Origin of the sequence: Nocardia sp. NPDC052001, assembly GCF_040680615.1 — a bacterium.
GTDB lineage: Bacteria > Actinomycetota > Actinomycetes > Mycobacteriales > Mycobacteriaceae > Nocardia.
The window spans coordinates 1,091,229-1,114,460 of sequence record NZ_JBFAXC010000001.1 but is presented as its reverse complement, the minus strand read 5'-3'; the positions used below and the strand labels follow the sequence as shown (position 1 = coordinate 1,114,460).

The 23,232-nt window shown below is 67.1% G+C and carries 26 protein-coding genes; 17 read left to right on the top strand and 9 right to left on the bottom strand.

The window, feature by feature from the left end; genetic code table 11:
• Positions 1 to 6: 6 nt before the first annotated feature.
• Positions 7 to 783 (bottom strand): GntR family transcriptional regulator, encoded by a 777-nt coding sequence (locus tag AB0L82_RS05300; RefSeq protein ID WP_364631329.1) that lies wholly within the window; start codon positions 781 to 783, stop codon positions 7 to 9.
• Positions 784 to 899: 116 nt separating this feature from the next.
• Here AB0L82_RS05300 and AB0L82_RS05295 point away from each other — a divergent pair, with 116 nt between their 5' ends.
• Together AB0L82_RS05295 and AB0L82_RS05290 are read left to right on the top strand one after the other, a co-directional pair.
• On the top strand, positions 900 to 2,348 hold the full coding sequence (locus AB0L82_RS05295) for an AarF/ABC1/UbiB kinase family protein (RefSeq protein ID WP_364631326.1): 1,449 nt from the start codon (positions 900 to 902) through the stop codon (positions 2,346 to 2,348).
• Between the two features lie 107 nt (positions 2,349 to 2,455).
• Positions 2,456 to 3,628: a TDT family transporter gene (locus AB0L82_RS05290; protein WP_364631323.1), complete on the top strand. Its 1,173-nt coding sequence runs from the start codon at positions 2,456 to 2,458 to the stop codon at positions 3,626 to 3,628.
• 9 nt (positions 3,629 to 3,637) lie between these two features.
• Here the strand turns inward: AB0L82_RS05290 and AB0L82_RS05285 are convergent, their stop codons facing one another.
• The gene (locus AB0L82_RS05285) at positions 3,638 to 3,988 is read right to left on the bottom strand and encodes a hypothetical protein (protein WP_364631321.1); all 351 of its coding nucleotides are present in this window, start codon (positions 3,986 to 3,988) and stop codon (positions 3,638 to 3,640) included.
• Between the two features lie 270 nt (positions 3,989 to 4,258).
• On the opposite strand from AB0L82_RS05285, the gene AB0L82_RS05280 reads away from it, so the two are divergent.
• The 11 genes from AB0L82_RS05280 (at position 4,259) to AB0L82_RS05230 (ending at position 12,984) form a co-directional block, all read left to right on the top strand.
• Entirely contained in the window at positions 4,259 to 4,465 is a 207-nt protein-coding gene (locus tag AB0L82_RS05280; RefSeq protein ID WP_364631319.1) for a hypothetical protein, read from the top strand.
• Positions 4,462 to 4,980: a DUF6879 family protein gene (locus tag AB0L82_RS05275; protein WP_364631316.1), complete on the top strand. Its 519-nt coding sequence runs from the start codon at positions 4,462 to 4,464 to the stop codon at positions 4,978 to 4,980. Before AB0L82_RS05280 ends, AB0L82_RS05275 begins: the two co-directional genes overlap by 4 nt.
• On the top strand, positions 4,961 to 5,815 hold the full coding sequence (locus AB0L82_RS05270) for a helix-turn-helix transcriptional regulator (RefSeq protein ID WP_364631313.1): 855 nt from the start codon (positions 4,961 to 4,963) through the stop codon (positions 5,813 to 5,815). The genes AB0L82_RS05275 and AB0L82_RS05270 overlap by 20 nt, the downstream gene beginning before the upstream one ends.
• A 98-nt stretch (positions 5,816 to 5,913) precedes the next feature.
• Positions 5,914 to 6,489, top strand: a complete 576-nt coding sequence (locus AB0L82_RS05265) for an RNA polymerase sigma factor (protein WP_364632794.1) — start codon at positions 5,914 to 5,916, stop codon at positions 6,487 to 6,489.
• A complete protein-coding gene (locus AB0L82_RS05260) occupies positions 6,486 to 7,178 on the top strand; it encodes a Rieske (2Fe-2S) protein (protein WP_364631311.1) in 693 nt (230 codons plus the stop codon). The genes AB0L82_RS05265 and AB0L82_RS05260 overlap by 4 nt, the downstream gene beginning before the upstream one ends.
• A gap of 224 nt (positions 7,179 to 7,402) precedes the next feature.
• Positions 7,403 to 7,738 (top strand): cupredoxin family copper-binding protein, encoded by a 336-nt coding sequence (locus AB0L82_RS05255; RefSeq protein WP_364632792.1) that lies wholly within the window; start codon positions 7,403 to 7,405, stop codon positions 7,736 to 7,738.
• Positions 7,739 to 7,758: 20 nt separating this feature from the next.
• Positions 7,759 to 8,661, top strand: a complete 903-nt coding sequence (locus tag AB0L82_RS05250; RefSeq protein ID WP_364632791.1) for a metallophosphoesterase — start codon at positions 7,759 to 7,761, stop codon at positions 8,659 to 8,661.
• Positions 8,662 to 8,773: 112 nt separating this feature from the next.
• Positions 8,774 to 9,994 (top strand): Ig-like domain-containing protein, encoded by a 1,221-nt coding sequence (locus tag AB0L82_RS05245; protein WP_364631308.1) that lies wholly within the window; start codon positions 8,774 to 8,776, stop codon positions 9,992 to 9,994.
• 173 nt (positions 9,995 to 10,167) lie between these two features.
• Positions 10,168 to 11,154: a nitrilase-related carbon-nitrogen hydrolase gene (locus tag AB0L82_RS05240; protein WP_364631305.1), complete on the top strand. Its 987-nt coding sequence runs from the start codon at positions 10,168 to 10,170 to the stop codon at positions 11,152 to 11,154.
• A gap of 90 nt (positions 11,155 to 11,244) precedes the next feature.
• Entirely contained in the window at positions 11,245 to 11,877 is a 633-nt protein-coding gene (locus AB0L82_RS05235; protein WP_364631303.1) for a TetR/AcrR family transcriptional regulator, read from the top strand.
• Between the two features lie 93 nt (positions 11,878 to 11,970).
• Positions 11,971 to 12,984 carry an NADP-dependent oxidoreductase gene (locus tag AB0L82_RS05230; protein WP_364631301.1) on the top strand — a complete coding sequence of 338 codons (1,014 nt, stop codon included), beginning with the start codon at positions 11,971 to 11,973 and terminating at the stop codon, positions 12,982 to 12,984.
• An 18-nt stretch (positions 12,985 to 13,002) separates the two neighbouring features.
• Here the strand turns inward: AB0L82_RS05230 and AB0L82_RS05225 are convergent, their stop codons facing one another.
• Both AB0L82_RS05225 and AB0L82_RS05220 read right to left on the bottom strand, forming a co-directional pair.
• Complete coding sequence (locus tag AB0L82_RS05225; protein ID WP_364631298.1) at positions 13,003 to 13,656, bottom strand: hypothetical protein; 654 nt, start codon at positions 13,654 to 13,656, stop codon at positions 13,003 to 13,005.
• A gap of 48 nt (positions 13,657 to 13,704) precedes the next feature.
• Positions 13,705 to 14,352: a hypothetical protein gene (locus AB0L82_RS05220; RefSeq protein WP_364631296.1), complete on the bottom strand. Its 648-nt coding sequence runs from the start codon at positions 14,350 to 14,352 to the stop codon at positions 13,705 to 13,707.
• 282 nt (positions 14,353 to 14,634) lie between these two features.
• Here AB0L82_RS05220 and AB0L82_RS05215 point away from each other — a divergent pair, with 282 nt between their 5' ends.
• Complete coding sequence (locus AB0L82_RS05215) at positions 14,635 to 15,840, top strand: helix-turn-helix domain-containing protein (protein WP_364631293.1); 1,206 nt, start codon at positions 14,635 to 14,637, stop codon at positions 15,838 to 15,840.
• A 128-nt stretch (positions 15,841 to 15,968) separates the two neighbouring features.
• On the opposite strand, the gene AB0L82_RS05210 is transcribed toward AB0L82_RS05215, so the two are convergent.
• Positions 15,969 to 16,874 (bottom strand): LysR family transcriptional regulator, encoded by a 906-nt coding sequence (locus AB0L82_RS05210; RefSeq protein ID WP_364631291.1) that lies wholly within the window; start codon positions 16,872 to 16,874, stop codon positions 15,969 to 15,971.
• 79 nt (positions 16,875 to 16,953) lie between these two features.
• On the opposite strand from AB0L82_RS05210, the gene AB0L82_RS05205 reads away from it, so the two are divergent.
• Both AB0L82_RS05205 and AB0L82_RS05200 read left to right on the top strand, forming a co-directional pair.
• A complete protein-coding gene (locus AB0L82_RS05205) occupies positions 16,954 to 17,610 on the top strand; it encodes an SDR family oxidoreductase (protein WP_364631288.1) in 657 nt (218 codons plus the stop codon).
• 162 nt (positions 17,611 to 17,772) lie between these two features.
• Complete coding sequence (locus tag AB0L82_RS05200; RefSeq protein WP_364631285.1) at positions 17,773 to 18,009, top strand: hypothetical protein; 237 nt, start codon at positions 17,773 to 17,775, stop codon at positions 18,007 to 18,009.
• A 118-nt stretch (positions 18,010 to 18,127) separates the two neighbouring features.
• Here AB0L82_RS05200 and AB0L82_RS05195 read toward each other — a convergent pair whose 3' ends face one another.
• Both AB0L82_RS05195 and AB0L82_RS05190 read right to left on the bottom strand, forming a co-directional pair.
• Positions 18,128 to 19,099 carry an alpha/beta hydrolase gene (locus tag AB0L82_RS05195; RefSeq protein ID WP_364631282.1) on the bottom strand — a complete coding sequence of 324 codons (972 nt, stop codon included), beginning with the start codon at positions 19,097 to 19,099 and terminating at the stop codon, positions 18,128 to 18,130.
• Positions 19,100 to 19,240: 141 nt separating this feature from the next.
• Positions 19,241 to 19,780 (bottom strand): hypothetical protein, encoded by a 540-nt coding sequence (locus tag AB0L82_RS05190; protein ID WP_364631279.1) that lies wholly within the window; start codon positions 19,778 to 19,780, stop codon positions 19,241 to 19,243.
• Between the two features lie 218 nt (positions 19,781 to 19,998).
• Here AB0L82_RS05190 and AB0L82_RS05185 point away from each other — a divergent pair, with 218 nt between their 5' ends.
• Entirely contained in the window at positions 19,999 to 20,937 is a 939-nt protein-coding gene (locus AB0L82_RS05185; RefSeq protein WP_364631276.1) for a hypothetical protein, read from the top strand.
• Between the two features lie 89 nt (positions 20,938 to 21,026).
• Here the strand turns inward: AB0L82_RS05185 and AB0L82_RS05180 are convergent, their stop codons facing one another.
• Together AB0L82_RS05180 and AB0L82_RS05175 are read right to left on the bottom strand one after the other, a co-directional pair.
• The gene (locus AB0L82_RS05180) at positions 21,027 to 21,434 is read right to left on the bottom strand and encodes a hypothetical protein (protein ID WP_364631273.1); all 408 of its coding nucleotides are present in this window, start codon (positions 21,432 to 21,434) and stop codon (positions 21,027 to 21,029) included.
• 110 nt (positions 21,435 to 21,544) lie between these two features.
• Complete coding sequence (locus AB0L82_RS05175; RefSeq protein WP_364631270.1) at positions 21,545 to 23,188, bottom strand: hypothetical protein; 1,644 nt, start codon at positions 23,186 to 23,188, stop codon at positions 21,545 to 21,547.
• Positions 23,189 to 23,232 lie beyond the last annotated feature (44 nt).

The following is a 23,232-nucleotide window of genomic DNA, read 5'->3' as shown; positions in this document are numbered from 1 at the left end:
GGTTGGTCAAACGGCGTGCCGCGCAGCGCTTTCGGGGCCCTCGGCAGCCAGGCCGACCAGTTCCTCGAAATGCGCGACCACCTTCTCGTGGAACATGGCGAACAGATCCTCGAACAGCGCCAACTGCGCCTCGGACGGACCACTGCCGGACTCCCACACCGCCAGCAACGCGCGCCAGACCAGCACGTGCAGATCCGCCGATGCCGCGAAGTACGCCCGCACCGCCTCGGGCACCTCGAACAGCATCTCGCCGACCGAATTCAACACGGCGCGTTGCATACTGTGGCCGAGTTCGGTGAGCAGGTCACGGACCAGGCCGATCTCGATCTCCAGCATGCGAACCGCATCGGGATCGTCGGCGCGCGCCTCGATCTCGAGCTCGTCGATCGCCGCGCGCAACAGACTCGGATCGAGCTCGCGCTCCGCCTCGGTGTAGTCGAGCAGCGCCTCGAGCACGATGACCCGTTCGGTGGCGACGATATTGCGGAAGATATCGGCCGCCAGCTCCGGTTCGTGCATGGAGAGCCGGAACAAGCGGCGGTAGACGTCCAGGCCACCGGTGTGCCGCACATCCCGCACGGTGAAACCGCGGCCCCGGTGCGCATCGACGAAACCGTAGGACTCCAGCCTGCCCAGCACCAATTGCGCGGTGGCCCGGTTCATCTCGAACTCATCGGCGACCTGGCGGACCGAAGGCATCAGATCACCCGGTGCGTACACCCCCGTGGCGACCCGGCGAGCGAGTTCGTCGGCGACATCGGCGACGACCGTCTGGGCACCCATCCTGTCACCTTTCGACAACTATCGGATACGTCCCAGACAGTTTATGCTGCTATGTGCCAAACTGCACGTGCGCGCACTTCGACGGTCGCGCGCCACGCACACAATGAGGTGAGCATATGACGGAGCGGCGAACCAGCAGTCGTTCAAGGGGTACCGGCGGCACGCCGCCGGTTCGGACCGCGGTTCGCAATGCCAAAATCGCGTCGCTGCCCATCGCGTACGCCGGTCGCCAGGCGGCCGGGGTCGCCAAACGCGCCCGGGGCAAATCCGCGGCCGAGGTCAATCAGGACATCCAGATGCGCACGGCGCAGCACATTTTCGAGGTGCTGGGCGAGTTGAAGGGTTGTGCGACCAAACTCGGGCAGCTGCTCGCGCTGTATGAACTGGCACTGCCGCCGGAATTGGCCGAACCGTACCGGACCGCGCTGGCGCAGCTACAGGATTCCGCGCCCGCCATGCTGCCCGCGACCGTGCACGCCGCCATGGCGGACGAACTGGGCGAGAGCTGGCGGTGGAACTTCCTGGAATTCGATGACCGCCGCGCCGCCGGTGCCTCGATCGGGCAGGTACATCGCGCGGTGTGGCGGGACGGCCGCCAGGTCGCGGTGAAGGTGATGTACCCGGGCGCGCATCAGGCGGTGCTCGGGGATCTGGAACAGCTGCGGCGACTGTCCATTCTGGCCACCGTCTTCGCACCGGGGGCCGATGTGCCCGCGGTGACCGAGGCCATCTGCACCAGTGTGGCGGGCGAACTCGATTACGCCGCCGAGGCCGAACATCAGCGGATCTTCGCCGAGGTCTTCGCCGATGATCCGGATATCGTTGTGCCCAAGGTGATTACGCAGCGCGGCAATGTGGTGGTCAGCGAATGGCTGCACGGGACGCCGGTCACCAGGATCATCGAATCCGGTGCGCCGCAGGAGCGCAGCCGGGTCGGGATGCTGATTCTGCGCTTCCTGCTCTCGTCCTGGGTGCGCACCGGACTGCTGTATTGCGATCCGCATCCCGGGAATTTCCGGGTGCTGCCGGATGGGCGGCTCGGCGTGGTCGATTTCGGGGCGTGTGTGTCCTGGCCGCAGGACGGGTTCACCGAATTGGTCGGTGAACTGGTCGATTCGGCGCTGAACGGGACCATCGCCGATCTGGATGTGGCCCTGCGGCGGCACGGATTCGTCGAGCCGAATCGGGCCTACGATGTGGCGGCCATCGCCGAGGGCATCGCGGTGGTCAGTGAACCGCTGGCGGAGAGCAGTTTCCGGTTCACCACCGAATGGCTGCGGCATCGGGTGCGGCATGTGATGGATCCGCGGCTGAGCAACGCGCATCGGCAGATGACGATTCCGGCGTATGTGACGCCGTTCGCCCGCGCCCTGCTCACGGCCATGGGCGTGCTCGCCCAACTCGAGGCAGAGGGTCCGGTACGTGCGGAATTCGCGCGCTGGTCGCCCGAGCTCGCGGCGGCGTTCGAACGCTTCGATAATCACCACGCGCAGCCGACCGATCTGGGCCTGGTCCGGCAGTTGCGCGCCAATCCGCCGACCCGCCGGTTCTCCGTCGTCAGCTGAACGATGTGCGGGCATAGGCCCGGCCGATATCGGTCATAGAACCGTTCTATGCATCCATCGGATTGTGGGCGGTACCGGGGAGTTCCCCGCGCGCCGATGCTGAATGCATGACCACATCGACCTTCCGCACCGGTACCGACGCCAAGTCACCCGCCGCGAAGGCGTTCGCTCCGGCGCGCACCGCCGTCGAGCGCGCGAATGCGGTCGAACACCAGCCGGGCGACGCGCTGCGGGCGCTGGCCCCCAACTGGTTCGCCGTGGTGATGGGCACCGGCATCATCGCCAATGCCGCCGCCACCCTCCCCCTGCAATTCCCGGGTCTGCGCGGAGCCGCCACCCTGATCTGGGCGCTGGCCGCCGGACTGCTGGTGGTGCTGTCGGCCGCCTGGATCGCGCACTGGCGACGCCACCCCGAGATCGCTCGCTCGCACGGTGCGAATCCCGTCATGATGCAGTTCTACGGCGCACCTCCCATGGCGCTGATGACCATCGGCCTGGGCACCCTGCTGCTCGGTAGCGATCTGATCGGCATGTCCGCCGCCGTTGCCATCGACTGGGTGCTGTGGAGCGCGGGTACCGCACTGGGCCTGATCTCGGCCTGCGCCATCCCCTTCCGCATGATCACCCGGCACAGCTTCGACGGCGACGCCGCGTTCGGCGGCTGGCTCATGCCCGTGGTGCCCCCCATGGTCTCCGCCGCGACCGGAGCCCTGCTCATTCCGCACACTCCCGCCGGGCAGCCCCGCATGACCCTGTTGTTCGCCTGCCTGGCCATGTTCGGGCTGAGCCTGATCGCCGCCTTCGTCACCATCACCATGATCTGGTCGCGCCTGCTGCATCACGGCCTGCCCGCCGCGGGGATGGTCGCCACCGTATGGATCGTGCTCGGCCCGCTCGGCCAATCCGTCACCGCCGCAGGTCAACTCGCCACCGTCGCCCCCACCGCCCTGCCCGCCCGCGAGGCCGCCGGACTGGATGTCTTCGCGCTGCTGTTCGGCGTTCCCACCTGGGGCTTCGCCATGCTGTGGCTGGGCCTGGCCATCGCCGTCACCTGGCACGCCCGAAAGTCCATGTCCTTCAACATGACCTGGTGGGGTTTCACCTTCCCCCTGGGCACCTGCGTCACCGGCAGCACCGTCCTGTACGCCCACACCGGCGCCGTCCTGTTCGCCGTGGTCGCGGTCGCGCTGTTCGCGCTGCTGGTCACCGCCTGGGCCGTGGTCGCGGGCCGCACCGTGCACGACGCCCTGTACGGCACACTCCTGCACCCCGTGCGCTGACAGTCCCGATCAGCGCGCGCCCATATCCACCGGCGCGTCGGGCGGAATAATCCACCGCGCGAACGTCTGCTCCGGGCTCACGATAATCACGTCGACCCGCGCCACCAGCGATTCCGGCACTCGGCCATCCTCGAAATGAGCCGGCGCGGGGGCAATTACGGCTTCGGCGTCGAGCCGGGTCACCAGTGACCGCAACCGAGCGAGCGGCGGCCGCCCACTCCGCGGATCGAAGAGCACCATTCCGGCGAAGTCGTATCCGAGCCGCTCCGCGGTCCGCCGAATCAGGCTCTCATCCCACAGTTGCGCAGCTCCGGACACATCGGTCCGCAAATACCCCAGCGCCGTCGGCCGAAACCGCATAACACTTCCCCTGTCATCAGAGCAAATACGCAGGAAACACGCTAGAGAGCTGCGCACCGAATCCGGAAGGTTGTTGCGATTAGTTGCGATCTTCGAGCCTTCCGACACCGCAATGACTTTCACCCTCGGCCGTGGGAGATAGCGGCCGGTCGCGAGCTTCCACGGGCGTCAATGGCGCTCGACGAAGAGGCTTGACCGCCAGATCCCCGCGCGCAAACATGAAGTGGCTCGGCGCAACAGTTCGCAACCTCGAGAAGCGGGTGGATCGTCATGCGTCTTACATTCATCGCCAAGGATCCCAACTCCAACCCGACCGGTTCGCCCACGCTGTATCGGACCGACCGCGACTCCTGGGTGGTGCAGGGCTGGGTGGTCACCGATCCCGCCGTACTGGCGCAGATGGGCATCCCGGAAGGTGAGTCCTGCGTGGAGATTCCGGACAGGTTGGTCCCGTTCTTCGATCAGGGAGACAGGTGATCTCGATTACCGGCCGCGAATTCGACCGCCTACTGGCCGAATTCGCGCACGAGGCGATCCACCTGGAGACGCGTGACGCCTACGGCACGGTGGTGGAACTGCCGCATTTCGCCCGATGGGCGGCGGGAGAATCCGACGACCTCGAATGGCTGCGGGGATGGTGTTCGACATTGCGCGAACACGCCGCGGCCGAACGTTCGGTGCGGCGCGCCCGCATCGTGTCCGAACCGCTGAGCGACTACCAACGGTGGTCGCACAGCATCGCGTGGCCGATGGTGGAGGCCGGCGAGGACATCCGGTGGGTGCCCCGGGTGCTGGTTTCGTCAATTGCCTTACCCGGCAACGATTTCTACCTGTTCGACCAGCGGCACGTGGTGTTCCTGCACTATGCCGGGAATGGGCTGGCCACCGGATACTCGCTCTCGACCGACGCCGATGACATCCAGCTGTGCCGCAAGGCATTCGAGACGGTTTGGAAGTTGGCTATCCCGCACCGTGAATACCAGCCCGTCTAGTTCGGCGCAGGCGGCACGGCGCGCGCTCGGTGAACGATTGCGTGAGTTGCGGATGGACGCCGGACTCAGCGCCCGACAACTCGCCGCCGCGACCGATCAGCACTACACGCGCATATCCAAGATCGAGAACGGCGTCCAGGCCCCGACCGATGAGGATCTTCGCGGCTGGTGCCGAGTGTGCCACGCGGAGGATCAGGTGGCCGATCTGGTCGCCACCCTGCGAACGGTAGATTCCGCGTATCTGGAATTCAGGCGACAGAGCCGGGCCGGACTCAAGCGGGTGGTGGGCGCGCACACTCCGCAGCGCTACGAGCAGACGAACGTATTTCGCATCTACGAACACAACGTCATCCCCGGACTGTTTCAGACGCCGGAGTACGCGGCGGCCATGCTGGCGTTCTGGATACGCTTCCTCGACACGCCGAATGATGTGGATGACGCGGTCGCGGTGCGCATGCAGCGGCAGCGGATACTGCGGCGCGGCGGTAAACGGTTCGTGGCGGTACTCGAGGAGCAGGCGCTGCGAACCTGGTTCGGGGATGCCCGCGTACAGGCCGGTCAGCTCGGGCGGCTGCTCGAACTGATGTCGATGCCGAACATCTCGCTCGGCATCATTCCGCTCATGACCGAGCGGGAAGCCGTTGCGTCCGCCGGGTTCTGGATCTTCGATGACGATCTGGTCGCGCTCGAAACACCCACCGCGAGCATTCACGTCACGCAACCGGCCGAATGCCGGCTGTACGCGCGCATGTTCGAAGCGCTCAAGAGCGCCGCCGTCTACGGCCCGCAGGCGCGCCGGATCATTCTCGCCGCGCTCTCCGAGCTGGATCGCTAGCGGGAATCGGGAAATCGGGTGCCGCTGTAACCCGCGACGCTATCTACTGGAAGGCGTGGTTATGCGTCGTTGGCGGAGCCTGGGAGTGGCTGTTCATGATGCGGCGGACGACTGCTGGACGCGATCGGGGGGCAGACGGTGCGCCGAGCGCGCCCGGCCGGGGGTTGCGGCTCGTGGACGGTGAGCACTACTCGGGCTGGGAGGCGGTGTATCGCGACAATGTGGGCTGGGTGTATTCGCTGATGTTCGGCAAGGTGGGCAATCGGCCCGATGCGGAGGATCTGACGGCGGAGGTGTTCAGCACCGCGCTCAAGCCATTGCGGATCGAGGCTTCGGTGCCCGAGGTGCGGGCGTATCTGCGGGCCACGGCCCGGACCGTGCTGGCCGGATATTGGAAGGCCCGGATGGGGCGGGAGATCACCACCATCGATATCGACATCGTGGATGATTCACCGCAGCAGGCCCCCGGTGACGGGCGGGCGGAGGCGCAGGCCCGCAAGGTACTGGACCGGCTGCCGGAGAACTATCGGCGGATTCTGGAGTTGCGGTTTCTGCAAGGGTTGTCGGTGCGCGATGCGGCGAATGATCTCGGGGTGAGTGTGGCGAATGCGAAAGTGTTGCAGCATCGGGCTTTACAGCTGGCCGCGCGGCTGGACGAGGGAGGTGCGCGATGAGCGGGCGGGATGTGCGGCGGTATATGGAGGAGCTGCTGGCCGGGCGGCCGCCCCGGGGATTCCGGCCCGATGACGAGGAGGCCGAGGAGATGCGGGCCGCGATCGAATTGCGCGCCGCACGGCACGGCAGCGATACCCCGAGCGAGGATTTCCTGGCCGGACTGCAACGCAGGTTGGCAGCGGAAATCGATGGGGAGGAACAGGATTCGCCGCCCGAGACCGGGACGCGGCGGCGGCAGGTATTGATCGGAACCTCAGCGGCGGCAGCGGCGGCCGCCGTGGGAGCCGCAGGGGCCGTGGTGGATCGGACCCTGCTGAACCCCGCGGAGCCGGAACAGCCTGCGGCACAGACGACCCTGGAGCCCAATAACGGGTCGTGGCGGCCGATCGCGGCGGGCGCGGATCTGCCCGAGGGCGGCACCATCGCCTTCGATATCGGCACCGTGAGCGGATTCGTGCGGCGCGCCAACGGGATTCCGGTGGCGGTATCGGGGGTGTGTACGCATCAGGGCTGCAAACTGTGGCTGGACGCGCCCGCCGACCGGCTGCGCTGCCCCTGCCACTCCACCTCGTTCTCCACCGACGGCGTGGTGCTCACCCATCAGCTGCGGGTCGCGCCCGCACCGCTGCCACACCTGCAGGTTCGCGAAAACAACGGCGCCATAGAGATTTTCGGTCCGACCGTGTAACCCGCCGCCCTATCTGTAGATGACCGATCCCGCACCCGCGGGTGACGAATCCGATAGGGAGGCCCGGACCCATGAGACTAATCCGCAGCCGTCGGCGCACGGCCCTGGCCGTCGCCGCCGTCGCGACCGCGCTCACGCTGAGCGCATGCGGCGGCGGAGGCGACAAGGCCACGGACAATCCCGCTCCCACACCGGTTTTCGCTTCCGGCACCGATACTCCCGGGATGGTGCCGGGTGGCAGCGGACCGGCCATGCCCGGCATGCAGGGCACGTCCAGCTCGGCAACGGCGCCGGCGGACGCGAAGGCCGGTCCGAACGCCGTCACCATCGATAATTTCGCCTTCGCCCCGGCTACCCTGACCGTTCCGGTCGGCACCACGGTGACCTGGACCAACCGCGATGAGGAACCGCACAATGTGGCGGCGAGCGATGGCGGCTTCCATTCGCCGAATCTCGGTGCGGGAGCGAGGTATACCTTCACCTTCACCAAGGCGGGCACCTTCGCCTACATCTGCGCGATCCACCCGTTCATGCACGCGACGGTGGTGGTGACGCCGTGACCGAGGACGATCCGCAGGGTATGACCCGCCGCCAATTGCTGCGGCACAGCGCCTGGTTCGGTTCGGCGGTGAGCCTGGCGGTGGTGGGCGGTGAGGTGGTCTCGCATATCGCGGGCACCGCGCAGGCCGCCACCGGACGCCCGACGCTGCGCTTCGCCCAGGTCAGCGACAGCCACATCGGTTTCACCGGCACGGCCAACGCCAATGTCACCGATACCTTCGATGAGGCCATCGGACAGGTGAATTCGCTCGGCTACACCCCGGACTTCGTGATCCACACCGGCGATCTCACCCATCTGGCCACGCCCGAACAGTTCGATCAGGTGCATCAGATGCTGGGCGGGCTGAGCACCCCGCACGTGTTCACCGTTCCCGGCGAACACGATTCGAGCGATGACGGCGGGCAGCGGTATCGCGACACCTTCGGCCGGGGCACCCGGGGTGACGGCTGGTACAGCTTCGATATCGCGGGCGTGCATGTGATCGGACTGGTCAACACGCTGAATCTGCGGGCGCTCGGCCACCTCGGCGTCGATCAACTGGAGTTCATCCGCAAGGATGTGGCCGGATTGTCCAGTGACACACCGATCATCGTGTTCAGCCATATCCCGCTGTTCGCCATGTATCCCCAATGGGGCTGGGGCACAGACGATGCCACCCAGGCACTGAGCTATCTGCGCCGCTTCAGCTCGGTCACCTGCCTCAACGGTCATGTGCACCAGCTGTTCACCAAGACCGAGGGCAACATCACCTTCTACAGCGGCACCACCACCGCCTATCCGCTGCCCACACCGGGTGACGGTCCCGCCCCGAAACCGGTGACCCTGCCCGCGGGAAAACTGCACGATGCGCTGGGAATCAGAGAGGTCACCTATCAAAAGGGTCAGCAAATGCTGGCGATCAAGGACCAAACGCTGAAGTGAGGTAACAAGTCGATGACTTTGTGCCGTTCCGCGTCTCGCCGGGGCGCTACGGAACGAATGCAAACGCAAGATGGTCTACTAGGCTGAGCAGTAACAAGATGGAGGGAGTCCCATGCCACTCCACCGTTTTCGATCTTCCGCCGCCACCGGCATCCTGGCGGTTCTGATCGTGGTGATAGCAGCATGTTCGTCGTCCTCCACACCGAATGGCACGCCCGGGCCGGATTCGCCGGTGACACAGGCCATCACGCTCACTCCCGCGGAGGGCACCGGCAATGTCGACCCCTCCGCACCGGTCGAGGCGAGCACGTCCCGGGGAGTGCTCACCGCGGTCACGCTGACCAATGACGAGGGCCGGACCATCGACGGCACCTTCACGCCCGATCAGACGGCGTGGAAGCCCAATGTGCAGCTCGGCTACGGGCGCACGTACACGCTCAAGGCCGAGGGTATGGGTCTCACCGGCTCGACCGGGCCGGTGACCTCGACGTTCACCACGATTCAGCCCGCGAATCAGACCAAGGTGTACCTGAACACCACCGGCGGGGAGGCGCTCGCCGAGGGCGGCACCTACGGCGTGGGCACCGTGATCGTCGCGCATTTCGACGAGGACATCGCCGATCGCGCCGCCGCGCAGAAGCGCCTGATCGTCACCACGACGCCCAAGGTCGACGGCGTCTGGTACTGGATGGACAACCGCAACGCGCACTGGCGGCCCAAGGATTACTACGCGCCCGGCACCAAGATCAGCGTGGCCGCGAACATCTATGGCGTCCAGGTAGGACCCGGACTCTTCGGTCAGGAAGACAGCAAGGTCAACTTCGTCATCGGGGCCGCGCACGTCTCCATCGCCGATGACAACACCCATATGGTCGACGTGTTCGAGAACGGCAATCTGATTCGCTCCATGCCCACCTCCATGGGCCGCGGCGGCAGTGAGACCGTCGCCGGGCGCACCATCACCTTCTGGACCCAGCCCGGGGTGTACACCGTGATGGACAAGGCCAATCCGGTGATCATGGACTCCTCCACCTACGGTCTGCCGATCAATTCCCGGCTCGGCTACAAGGAGGCCATCGGCTGGGCCACCCGGATCAGCACGGACGGCATCTATCTGCACGCGCTGGACGCCACCATCTGGGCGCAGGGCAGTCAGGACGTCTCGCACGGCTGCCTGAACCTCAGCTCCGAGAACGCGCGCTGGTTCTTCGACTACGCGCTCCCCGGCGATGTGGTGGAAGTGCGCAATACCGGCGGCGCACCGCTCGAGGTCTGGCAGAACGGCGACTGGGGCATGCCCTGGGACGAATGGGTCGCGGGCAGCGCCAAATAGCCGGAACCGCCTATGTCGCAGTGCGGCACCACATCATGACGAGTTTCGACACCTGGCGCGCAGAGTACCACTGATTCGCTGAGTCGATATTCAGTTTTTCGACGTATTCCTCGATTATCATGGCATCTACATGGGGACTTGACTGACTGAGTTTTCAGTTACAGACTGGCCGCATGAGTCAGCACGATTTCGTCCTCGCGACCGCCCTCACCCCGCCGCCGTCCTATGCCCGGATGAGCGATACCGATCGCGCACCGCTGCGCGTCGGCCTGGTTCAGCACCGCTGGCTGGCCGATCCCGCCGAATTGCGGGCCCAGCTCGACACGGGCATCGGGCTCGCGGCGGCGCAGGGCGCTCGCGCGGTATTCCTGCCCGAGCTCACGCTCTCCCGCTATCCGGCCGATGTGCCCGCCGCCGAGAATCCGGGCGCGACCGCCGAGGACCTGCTGACCGGACCGACCTTCGAATTCGCCGCGGCCGCCGCCCGCGCACACGGTGTACTGGTGCACGCCTCGCTCTATGAGCGCGCCGAGGGCGCGGACGGGCTCGGCTTCAATACCGCCATCCTGGTCTCGCCCGAGGGCGAATTGCTCGGGCGCACAAGGAAATTGCATATTCCGATCAGCGCCGGATACTACGAGGACACCTACTTCCGGCAGGGCCCGCCCGAGGGCGATCCGCATCCGGTGTACCGGCCCGCCGCCCTCGACGGTGCGGCGCTGGGCCTGCCGACCTGCTGGGATCAGTGGTTCCCGGAACTGGCCCGCAATTACTCGCTCGGCGGTGCGGAGATCCTGGTGTACCCCACCGCCATCGGATCCGAACCGTCCATGCCGAGTTTCGACACCCAGCCCATCTGGCAGCACGTGATCGTCGGCAACGGCATCACCGCGGGCACATTCATGGTGGTGCCCAACCGATTCGGCGATGAGGGCGGTGTGAACTTCTACGGCTCCTCGTTCATCTCCGATCCGTACGGACGCATCCTGGCGCAGGCCCCGCGCGATGCCGCCGCGGTCCTGGTCGCCGATCTGGATCTGGCCCAGCGCGCCGACTGGCTGGACCTGTTCCCCTTCCTGACCACCCGCCGCCCGGACACCTACACCCGGCTCACCGCACCGGTCGACACCGATCGGCCGTACGGCCTTGTCGTGTCATGACCTCGGGTACCAGAAGTGGGAGCCCGGGGCGGCGGTCGCCCGGGGCTCGGGGCTAGCATGGCCGCACATTCGGAGGGTGAGGTTGAAACGGTGAAGGACAGCAGCGGGCCGAACCGCCGGGAGGCGATCCTGCAAGCCAGTGCCACCGCGATCGCCTCACGCGGGGTGCGCGGTCTGCGGGTCAGCGATGTGGCGGAGGTGGCCGGGGTGTCCCCCGGACTGCTCTACTACCACTTCAAGGATCGAGACGGTCTGCTCGCGGCGGCGCTGACCTACATCAATGACCGCGCCCGCACCTACCGCACCGCGGCCGGGGCGGGTGAGTCCGCGCGCGAGCGGCTCATCCATCAGATCCTGGACGAGATTCAGGACCGCGCCGAAGTGCGGGAGAACTCGCTGGCCTGGAACGAGTTACGCGCCTGCGCCGTCTACGAGGAAGCCCTGCGCGAACCGCTCACCCGCACCTCCCGCCGCTGGAGCGGGGAAATCTCCGACACCATCCGCGTCGCTCAGGCCCTCGGCGAAATCTCCGGCGCGGTGGACGCCGACCACCTCGGCGGTATCGCCACCGCCCTCACCGAGGGCCTGTCCTCGCGCTGGCTCTCCGGCGAACTCGATACCGACGAGGCCCGTGCCCAACTCCGCCAGGCTTTGGAAGCCCTTCTGCCGCAGCCGGTCCCGCAGAGCCGGGGTCGCCGGGGAGCGGCGACCACCCGCCGCTGACGCGGCCCGGTGACCGGGACACCTCCCTGAATCGGGGGTGATCGGGGCGTCCGTGTTTCAGAATGGGGCGTCGCCCAGCGAAAGGTCGTGCCGATGAAGAGCACCCGTATCGTGCTGGCTTCCCGTCCGACGGGAATGCCGCAGCCGGAGACCTTCCGTACCGAGACGGTGGAGTTGGAGCCGCCCGCGCCGGGTCAGGCGCTGTTGCAGACGCTGTATCTGTCGCTCGATCCGTATATGCGCGGGCGCATGAGTGATGCGCCGTCGTACGCACCGCCGGTCGAGGTCGGCGAGACCATGTGCGGGGCAACGGTTTCCCGGGTCGTGGAGTCGGCCGATCCGGCGCTGCGGCCCGGTGACGTGGTGCTGGGCTACGGCGGATGGCAGACGCATTCGGTCGAGTACACGCGGTATCTGCGCAAGCTCGATCCGGCCGCCGCACCGCTCACCACCGCGCTCGGTGTGCTCGGAATGCCCGGATTCACCGCCTATTCCGGCCTGCTCACCATCGGACAGCCCAAGCCCGGTGAGACCGTGGTGGTGGCCGCGGCCACCGGTCCGGTCGGGGCGACGGTCGGGCAGATCGCCAAGATCAAGGGCGCTCGCGCGGTCGGTATCGCGGGCGGCCCACGGAAGGTCGCGCTGCTGCGGGAGAAGTTCGGCTTCGACGCCGCCATCGACCATCGCGCACCGGATTTCGCCGAACAGCTGGCCGCCGCCACCCCGGACGGTATCGACGTCTACTTCGAGAATGTCGGCGGCGCGGTATTCGACGCGGTGCTGCCCCGGCTCAACAAGTTCGCGCGCATCCCGGTGTGCGGCCTGATCGCCTCGTACAACGACACCGAACTGCCGCCGGGACCGGATCGCATGGGTCTGCTCATGGGGCACATCCTGCGCAAGAGCCTGCTGCTGCGCGGCTTCATCCAGACCGAGTTCCTGGATCAGTTCGACGAGTTCTATCCCGATGCCACCGGCTGGCTCGCGGACGGCAAGCTCACCTATCTCGAGGATGTGGTGGACGGCCTGGATAACGCGGTCGCCGCGTTCCAGGGGCTGCTCACCGGGAAGAATCTCGGCAAGTTGAGCATCAAGGTCGCGGATTAGCTTGCGCCGGAGCCGTTTTCACTGCATGGCGGTGATGTAGGGCCGCAGGCCGAGTGTGATGTCCACGCATGCCCCGAGCAGGACATCGCGCTCGGTGGGGTCCGGCGCGCGCTGCAAGAGCAGCCGGGTGCCCAGAATCGGGGTGGGCAGCGGCTGTCCGGCCCGATCCCACCAGATATAGGTGTCGTACAGATCGTTCGCGATCCGGCCCAGCGTCCAGCCGCCCGCGGTGCGCACCACATCGAGGCGGCCGAACTCCGCGCCCATGCGATCCAGAATGCGCAGCCGGAACAGCTCCGGTGATTTCGGATCGTCGGCGGGCACGAAATGCAGCAGCGTTCCCGCGGTCGAACCCACGGCCGTGGAGGTGTCGGCCCGGTTGATGGTGCCGATGGAGCTGCCGTCCGCGCGGCTCAGCACGGTCGGCGCGGCATCCTTGGATTGCACCCAGACGACCGATCCGTCGGCGTAGGTGATGCGATGCCGGCCGGTGCCGCCGTTCTTGAAACCGAAGAGCATCGCCATCTTGCCGCCGAAACCGTCACCCGCTCCCTGCACCCCGTCGGCCAGCGGGTCCCCCGGCCCGGACTGGAAGGTGATCTTCAGGGCATTGGAGAGTTTGTGGACGACCCGACCTTCGATCATCATCGAGCCGCCCTGAGGGGCTGACATCCGTCGATGGTAGGCCCGGATCCGACCGCGCAGACCCGAATTCGCAGTTCAGTTGCCGTTCGGATGACCGACCACGGTGAGCGCGGTGGTCCAGTCGGTGGCGATGGCCCCCTGCGCGTCGGTGAGCGCGACCTTGCCGGCGCAGACCAGACTGTGCAGCTGGTTCTCCACCTTGTCCTTCGGATTGGCGATGCCGGCCCCCGGCTTGTGATCCGGTGACGGCGGTTCCACCCAGAGATTGCGCGAATCGTTCGGATCGCCACCGAGCTCGAGCGAGATGAGATGGTCGTATTCGGCGTCCTTCGGATCACCGGTGAAGGCATAGGACTTGATATTGGCCTCCTTCTCGCGGCCGGTGATATTCGAATTCGGCCGAATCGAGGCGGTATAGCCGGATTTACAGATGGTGTCGGCCAGATTCGCGGCGGTCACCTTCGGATTGGTCGCGCCGGGCGTGCACACGGGATCCGGAAGTGGTTGTCCGTCAGCGGTTTTACCGAAGTGGCAGGTACCGGGCGCGGGCTGGGCCTGCACCGTGTACTGCACCGGGCCGGGACCGACCGGTACGGTCACATTCTGCTGTTTGGCGGGTGGCCCCGAAACCACCTGTGCCACATGGTTTGCCGGATGGGTCGCGCACCCCGCCGCGACCCCGAGGGCCAGCAGAGCGATGGACAGGCCCTTGTACGCGTTCATAACAATCCTCGAATCCCGCCGCGAAGCATCCCAATTGTGCGCTATGCCTTGGGAACACGCGCAGTGACGACATGCGGGAGGGAAATTCCGGTCCTGTGGTCCTACCAATCAGCACTCCGGCACACCGATTGTTCCCACGACCGGGAACTGTGCCCGCGCACAGCTGAATTGGCTCAACCATGCCCGAGCACGCTCGAATACCTGACTAATCGGACCGATTCGATCGTTCAACTCTCGCGGTACTGTGCACGGCAACAATTCTGGACGGTACGATCAATTGCCATGAACACCTCGAACACCCTGCCCGGAGGGTTCGTGGCACGCGCCAGCACCACACTGCTGGAGCGCATCGACGATGTGGTCGACCGGGTAGCAGCGGAAATCGAACGAGCCGAACCGGTTTACGGAAATCTGCGCGCGGTGACGCCGGAGGACCTGCGGCGCGCCAACCGCGCCAACCTCGAAGCCATCCTGGGACATCTGGCCGGACGCCGCGAAATCGGCATCGCCGCACCGCGCAGCACCGGCCACCGCCGCGCGGAGACCGGAGTACCGCTACCCGCGGTGCTGCGCGCCTACCGCATCGGCTCCGGCGTGGTGTGGGACGAACTGCTCGCCATGGCCGGAGACGATCCCGAGGCCAGTCGCGAACTGCTCGGAATAGCCTCGCACGTCTGGAAATTGGTCGACGACTACTCGCAGGCGCTCACCGACGGGTATCAGGAGACCGTGGCCGAACAACTGCGCCGCGATGCCCGCGCACATGACGCGGCGCTGGAGGCACTGCTCACCGGGCAGGTCGACGGGGCTCGACTATGGGAATGCGCGCGTGCGCTCGGCCTACCCGCGCAGGGGTCGTACGTGGTGGTGGCCGCCACCACCGGCACCGCCGCGGCCGAGGCGCTGCCCGGGGTGGACCGCGGGCTGTCCATGCTGGGCGTGGCCTCGGCATGGCGGGTGCGCGCCCACAGTCATATCGGAATCATCAGTCTCACAGCACGTTTCACCGAACCTCGGCTGCGCGCGCTATTGGCCGAACGCAGTATCGGGCGGGCCGGGATCAGCTCGGTGTTCACCGCGCTCACCGAAGCCTCGGCCGCCCTGCGCCAGGCCGAATTGGCCTGTGCCGCGGCGCAGCCCGGTTCCCACCAGGTGCTGCGCTACGACGACGCGCTGATCCCGGTACTGCTCGCGGGTTCACCGGAGGCGGCGAGCGCACTGGCGCGCACCGTACTCGGGCCGATTCTGGCGCTGCCCGAACACGATCGCGAGGTGCTGCTGGAGACCATGCGCACCTGGTTCGACCAGGACGGCGAGGTCTCCGCGGTGGCCGCGGCACTGTTCTGCCACCGCAATACGGTGCGCTTCCGCATCAACCGCGTGGCCGAGTTGACCGGGCGCAGGCTCACCGAACCGCGCGCCGCCACCGAGATCCAGCTGGCCCTGGAGGCCCGCCGCATCCTCGGTGACGCCGCACCGGATAAGTGACCCGCACTCGATCACTCCTCGAACGCCTGGGATGAAAGTTCGTGCTGGGCGCGGATATCCGCGCCCAGCACCCGGACCACTGCGCCCGCGCCGCGGAAGGATTGCCGTCCGAGGGCGCAGTGTTCGCGTCAGCTGTCCAGTTTCGCGGTGATCGCGGCGGGAATCGGGATGCCCCGGTGCAGTACCGCCGCGGTGAAGGCGCGTGCCAGCACATCGCCGGGAGTTCCCTGTAGACAGACGATTTCGCGGCTGACGGTGGGGCGGATGTGACGCAGTGCCGCCGGGAGGCCCGTGGGAAGCGCGGTGATGGGGACCAGGGCCACCCCTACCCCGGCGGCGGCCAGTTGTGCGGCGGTGGCGGCCTGGCGGGTGCGCATGGCGACGGTGAATTCCACCTCCTGACGGGCAGCCTGTGCGTCCAGCCAACCCGCGAGGCCGTTGTCCCGGTGATAGTGGATGAGGGGCTCGTCGCGCAGGTGCCGCAGGGTGAGGTGCGGGCGATCTGCCAGGGGGTGGCCCGGTGGGAGCACCGCGATGATCTCCTCGGTGCCGATGACCTCGGTAGCGCCGGTCCAGCGGCTGGGACGGGGGCCGATGGCCAGGGCCGCCGCGCCCGAATCGACCAGGCGGGCAAGCTCATCGGCGCTGGTGGCCTCGGTGAGCGCCAGGCGCACCAGCGGATTGCGGCGCAGCCAGCCGCGCAGCACCGGCGCGAGCAGGCCCGCGGTCATGCTCTCCGCACAGGCCAGGCGCAGCGATCCGCCCTCACCGCGCGCGGTGGCGCGACCACCGTCCATGGCACGGTCGACGGCCGCGAGGGCGGTGCGCGCCTCCCCGATCACACTGTCCCCCACCGCCGTCGGGCGCACACCCCGGGGCAGCCGCTCCACCACGGGCGCGCCGATCTCACGTTCCAGCGCGGCCAGTTGATGAGACAGCGCGGGTTGTGACATATGCAGTCGCGCCGCCGCCTCGGTGATCGATCCGGCGTCCACGACCGCGATCAGACATTCCAGTGCGCGCAGCGTAGGCATTCGGGAATTCTATGGGAGTGATCGAAAACCTTCAGATCGCGATGGGATTATCGGCCGGGCGGGAGACGCTGATCGGGATATGACAACACTCGAGAACAAGACCCTGGTGATCATCGGCGCGAGCTCCGGCATCGCCGCCCGCATCGCCGCCGATGCGACCGAACAAGGCGCACAGGTGATTTCGACCGGCCGCCCGGAGGTCGACCTCGCCGATGAATCATCGATTCGGGCCCTGGCCGAACGCGTCGGCGAACTCGACTACCTGATCACCCTCGCCGCCGACCACGCCAACGGCCCCGTCACCGAACTGGATCGCGCGGCCGTGCACCGCGCGTTCGACGCCAAGGTCATCGGCCCGATCCTGCTGGCCAAACACTTCGCCCCGCGTTTCCGCCAGGGCGGTGCGATGCTGCTCTTCTCCGGGGTGGCCGCCTGGCGACCCGCACCCGGCCGCAGCGTCATGGCCAGCACCAATGCCGCCGCGGCCACCCTCGCCGAGGCGCTGGCGGTCGAACTCGCACCGCTGCGCGTCAACGCGCTCTCCCCCGGCATCATCGATTCCGGAGCCTGGGACGGCCCCGGCAAGGATGCCTTCTTCGAATCGGTGGCGGCCCGGAACCCGGCCCGCCGCATCGGCACTCCCGCCGATATCTCCGCCGCCGCGCTGCTGGCCCTGACCAATCCGTTCCTCACCGGGACGACCTTGCACGTGGACGGCGGCGGCCGCCTGGCTTGATATCGCGCCGGCCGAATCACCCTGACGCCGTGCGGTTTCGACGTTCGGTCGGGGCTCGGACCAGCACGTTCCAAATCTCCAACCAAACGGTTGCAAATGTGGCGCAGAAGTGATCTACTCACATCTGCAACCAAACGGTTGGAGATTCGAACGGAGTCTGAAATGACTGTCACAGCCCCCACCACAGCCCCCTCGGTGCACGTTCGCGCCGCGATCACCTGGCTCGCCATCTTCCCGATGGTCGCCCTCGGCATGACCCTGATGGCCCCGTTCACCGCGACCTGGCCACCCGCCCTGCGCGCACTGGCCCTGACCGCGGTCGTGGTGCCCAGCGCGGTGTACGTGGTGGTGCCTCGCCTTACGGCGGCACACCAGCGGATCACCCACCGGCACAACTGAAATCGAAGGCGGCCGATCGATGAGCTCGGTGTACCGATCGGCCGCCGAATACACGTTGCGAACCACCATCACCCGGCACCGGGACCGAGCCCGGGCGGGATTTTCCCGGGCGGTACCGCTAGGGCGTCGATACCCCTTGCGCAACAGCCTCATTCACGCCGAGTCCGCGGCGCAGCGCGGCCAGCTGATCGGCGGCCGCGCGCACGCTGACCGCGGCACCGGCCACCAAACCCGAACCGTGGAAGGTGCCCGGATACAGATGCAATTCGACCGGCACAGCCGCGTGCGCCAGGCGCTGGGCGTAGTCGATGCCGTCATCTCGCACCGGGTCGAACTGGCTGGTCGAAATGTACGCCGGGGGCAGACCGGAGAGGTCGGTGGCGCGGGCAACGGCGGCATAGGGCGATACGTCCGCACCGCCGGGTGCCACACCGAGATAGTGCTCCCAGATCACTCGCAGGCTGGGGCCATCCACATTCGGGGTGTCGTCATAGGCGGTGGCGGACGGGGTCCGCAACCTGTCGTCCGTCGCGGGAAAATCCAAGAGCTGGAAGCTCACCCCGGGTCCGCCGCGGTCACGCGCGAGGAGTGCGAGACCGGCGGCGATGGCTCCGCCCGCACTGTCACCGGCCACCCCGACGCGAGTGCTGTCGACAGCCAGTTCACCGGCGCGGTCCACCATCCAGCGCAGGGCGGCGAAGCAATCGTGCAACCCGGCCGGGAACGGATGCTCGGGCGCGAGGCGGTAGTCCACCGACACCACCACGATGCCGAGTTCGGCGAAGCGAATCATCTTGGCGTGCACCATATCCAGGTCACCCAGGACGAATCCGCCACCGTGGACGTAGAGCAGCGCCGGGAACGGTCCGGGGCGATCCGCCGGAGCGTAAACCCGCACCGGCACATCGACTTCGGCGTCCTCGGTGCGCGCGATCAGATCGCGGATGCGCACGGACTCGGGAACCGCCACGGGCGGGCGAGCCGAGAACAGCGCGCTCATCTGCGCCCGCGCGGCGGGGACGTCTCGGTAATCGGCGGGTCTGAGCTGGTCCACCCACGGCGCCAGCTCCGGATCGAACGCGTGTGCCATGTAGGCGGTGAACCCGGCCCGTCGACCGCCTATTCCCCTATCGGACAACATTTTCGGACTCGCCCGCCCCGCGAAGAGTCCGCAACCACGCGGTCACGCGCGGGCTGCGCGGCTCGGATCCGCACCGCCGCACGCCCGTGATCAGGTCAGAGCGAAGGTCAGCAGCGCCGCGGCACCACCGCCCCCACGCGACCAGGAGTAGCCGAACCAGACGCCCGGGGTGATCTCGCGGATCTCGTCGTAGATCTGCGGGGTGGGCGAGGGCGCGTAATTGAGCGCCCAGGTCGGGCGGCCGTCCAGAATGGCGGGCGCGCTGTACACATCCGCGCGCCACCCCTCGATGCCGGCGCCGGTGATGCGGTTCTCCAGATAGCCGCCGTTGGGTCCGGTGTAGAAGGTCTTACCGATCCACACCAGCGGAGTCCAGGCCTGCATATCCACCGGCCGGATCACCCAGCCGTTCTTGACGCCCATCGGGACCGCGCCCTGATCGGCATCGCGGAAGATATCGTCCTGCTGCGCGGGCGAACACCGAAAACGCAGTGAGTCAATGGTTGCCGCGCGATCGCCGTTGTACAGGACGCAACCGCCGCCGTAATCGGCATCCGCGGCGGCTATCGGCGCGGTGAAGGGATTGAGCGCGAACGCGGCACCTAATCCGGCAAGGGCGAGCAACCTCACCAGGGCATATCTCAGTGTTTCGCGGCGTGAGTGCATCACTGCCTCCAACGGTCTACCCCGACCTAACAGCGATGCTAGTTCGCTATGAGATAGCTACGGATAAGTGCAATCCAAACGAGACCAAATGGTCTTCTACCTGCGGCGTCGTATCCGCACATTGACAGCCAACTGCCAGCTGGTTCACGAAACCCGCGCAGCTTCGCGGCGATTAATTGACCATGGCTCGGAAAATTTCTCGATCGCCGCGGACGCGATGGGTATGGCTCGCCCTCGGCTGCCTGGTCGCCGTGATCGCCGCGGCACTGAGCGTGCCGAGCGCGGTCGCCGCGGCGCGCGATACCGGCGCCCCGGGGCAGCACCCGGTCACCACCACCCAGCCGGTGGAGACATCGGTACAGGTCGCCCCACCGACGACTCCCCAGCAGGCGCCCGCCATGATCGCGCAGCAGATGCAGACCGCGATCCAGGCCGCCTCGCCCGGCAGCACCGTCGGCATCGACGTCGTCGATATCGGCTCGGGTGCGGTCCTGGCCGACCTCAACGCCGATCAGCAGTTCTACACCGCCTCGGTGGTGAAACTGCTCATCGCGCTCGACGAGCTGAAAAGCCGGAACTGGCAGGCGGATTCGGATACCGCGGCCGAACTCACCCGGATGCTCGCCACCAGCGATGACGATATCGCCGATACGCTCTGGGACGCCGACGGCGGCGGCGCTATCGTCACCCGCATGGCCGATCTCATCGGCCTGCCCGGCACCCAGGCGCCCGAGGACGACGCGCAGTGGGGCGAAACCCTCACCACCCCACAGGATGTGGTGAAACTGCTCGACTACCTGAACGACACCGTGCCGCTGCCCGCGCGCACGCTCATACTCTCCGCGATGCGCGGGGCAACCCAGATCTCGGCCGACGGCACCGATCAATACTTCGGCATCCCGGACGGACTCACCGGTGACGTCTGGGCCGTCAAACAGGGCTGGATGTCACTGGACGACTCCACCACCCTCGATACCACCGGGCTGGTCGCCGCCGCACCGGGCGGACCGCTGCGCTACGCCGTGGTGGTGCTGACCACCCAACCGGCCGATATGAGCTGGTCGGCAGCGGGCGCGGCACTCACCGCGGGCGTGACGCTGCTGCGCACCGTTATCGCCTGAGTCTGTAATCGCCTGGAAGACAAGGCGACACGGGGTCGGCCCGCACGCAGCGCAGCGTGCGGGCCGACCCCGAGACCGAGACGGCGGGTCTAGTCCAATGGGAGCACCGCGGCCGTACCGGTGATGACGGTATCGCTCTTGTCGACCAGGGCGGCGCGCACCTGGACCGATTGACCCGAGGCCAGCGCCGCCGCCCCCGGAGCGGGGGTGATCGTGACGGTGGCCTTCTGTGCGCTCCCGTCGCAAGTGGGGGCGCTCAGGGTGCCCTGCGCGGACGGACGGTCGGCATTGGGGTCGCCGACCAGGACTTTGAGCCCCGCGACCCCGGCATCGGCGTCGCAGGAGTACAGGACCCCGACAACCGTGGTGTCCGCCCCCTTGACCTCGATGGAGTTGGCCGCCAACGCGGCGGGGGCGGTGGAAATCAGGCCCGCGCCCAGAGCGGCGAGGGCGAATGCGGTGCAGGCGGAACGCTGACGAATCCGATTAGTCACCATCCGTCCATGGTGGCAGCACCGGTACCGAGCCCCGCGGGAGCCCCGGTCCGCACGGCGCGTCCCCGCCGCGGACCCGAACGGGACCGCGGCGCGAGCGGCCACCGTCCGAATCAGCGCGGCTGGGACTGGCGGGTTGCCAGCTCATCCACGAAAACCTTTGCGCACTGGGCCAATTGGGCAGGCGTGAGGCCGCCGAGATCCTTGGCACAGTCGGCATTCGGTGCGGCGACCGGATTCGGCGTCGCCTCGGCGGCCGCGGCACCCGTATCGTCCAGTTTCACCAGCTGGACCGGGGTCTTGTGACTGGCACTGATATCCATCCGATAGACGACGCGGCCGTTGAACTCCACGAAACCGCGCCAGGTGTCACCGTCGATCGGGGTGAACTCGACCAGTTTGCCGCCATTGGACATGACGGTCCCGGCATTGGTGGCCAGCCAGGCGCGGGCATCGGCGTCGAGATTGTCGATATTGATGCGGCGCGGGTCGCTGTCGTCGAGCACATAGACCGATTGCGCGTTCAGGTTGCCGCGATGCACTTCATCGGCGGACGTGACCGAGTACGCCACGAAGAGTTCGGAAGTGCTGCCCCGCAATGTCATCGGGGTGACCCATTGCAGGCGGCCGGTCGCCTTATCGCGCAGCAGATACTCCGAGACATTGCCGCTCTGCGCCCCGGAATTCGCCGGATCGAACCCGAAGTGGTTGCGGTTCATGTTCTCTCGGCCCGCGGCCCATTTGGTCTCGGTCCGCTGTTGCGCGGTAAGGGATTTCGGATAGACCGGGCCCGGCAGCGCACCCGCCGCCACCTCCTGCCGGTAGTCGAGCGCGATATGTCCATGATCACCGCGCACCACTATCACCCCGGCGGGCGCGGTCACGGTGCGATGGGTCCACGGCATGGGCGTGGTGACCGGGATGACGACGATCGGCTCCTTGCCATCGCAGTACCCCCACACATCGCTCATGTCATAGCCGATGAGCGGGTATTTCTCCTTCAGCAGATTGTTCAGGCTGTTCATCCGCGCACCGCCGAACGCCTTGTCGATGGCGTAGTCACCGATGAAGTTGCATTCGGTGGCATTACCCTGCCCCGTCCACTCCGCGACCCCGCCCAGCGGCACATTGATACCGCTGCCGTCCAGCACGCCACTCCACGCACCGTCCTTGCCGTTGAGATAGGTGATGGTGTCGGTCAGCAGACTCACCGCCTGTACATCTCCCGTCGCCCGCGAGAGCGCGATCCGGGCGCCGTCCAGCGATCCCGCGCGCGGATCCCATCCCGCCGCCGACAGCTCCCCCTGCTTGATGCAACCGCGCACATCATGCCGCCCCAGAATCGCGCATCCGTCCGAATCGCGTTGTCCGCCATCACCGAGCAGATGCACCGAGCCGGGAACATGGTCGGCATCGCGGATGTAGAACGTGGTCGCCCCCGAATAGAACCGGCCCTCGTTCTTGTCCAGTGCGACCAGGAAATACCCCGCACCCACGATCGCCGCGACCAACAGCAGCGAACCTGCGATGGTGGCCGCGTTCGAATACGCGTACACGCCATAGGCGATCACCCCGGCCGCCGCGTACCCGATCAGCCACCACAGTCCGCCGCCGTGCGCGAAAACATTGAACCACCAGGCGCGCAACCCGTTCTGCCGCCCGAACCCCGGCGCCGCCACGGCCCAGAACAACCAGTACAGGCCCACCACCCCGGGTAGTACCAGCCACCAAGCGAAAACCCGTGCCCCATCCGGCATGACGACCTCCCCGCCGCACTGTGGCAGGCGATGAAACTACCTGC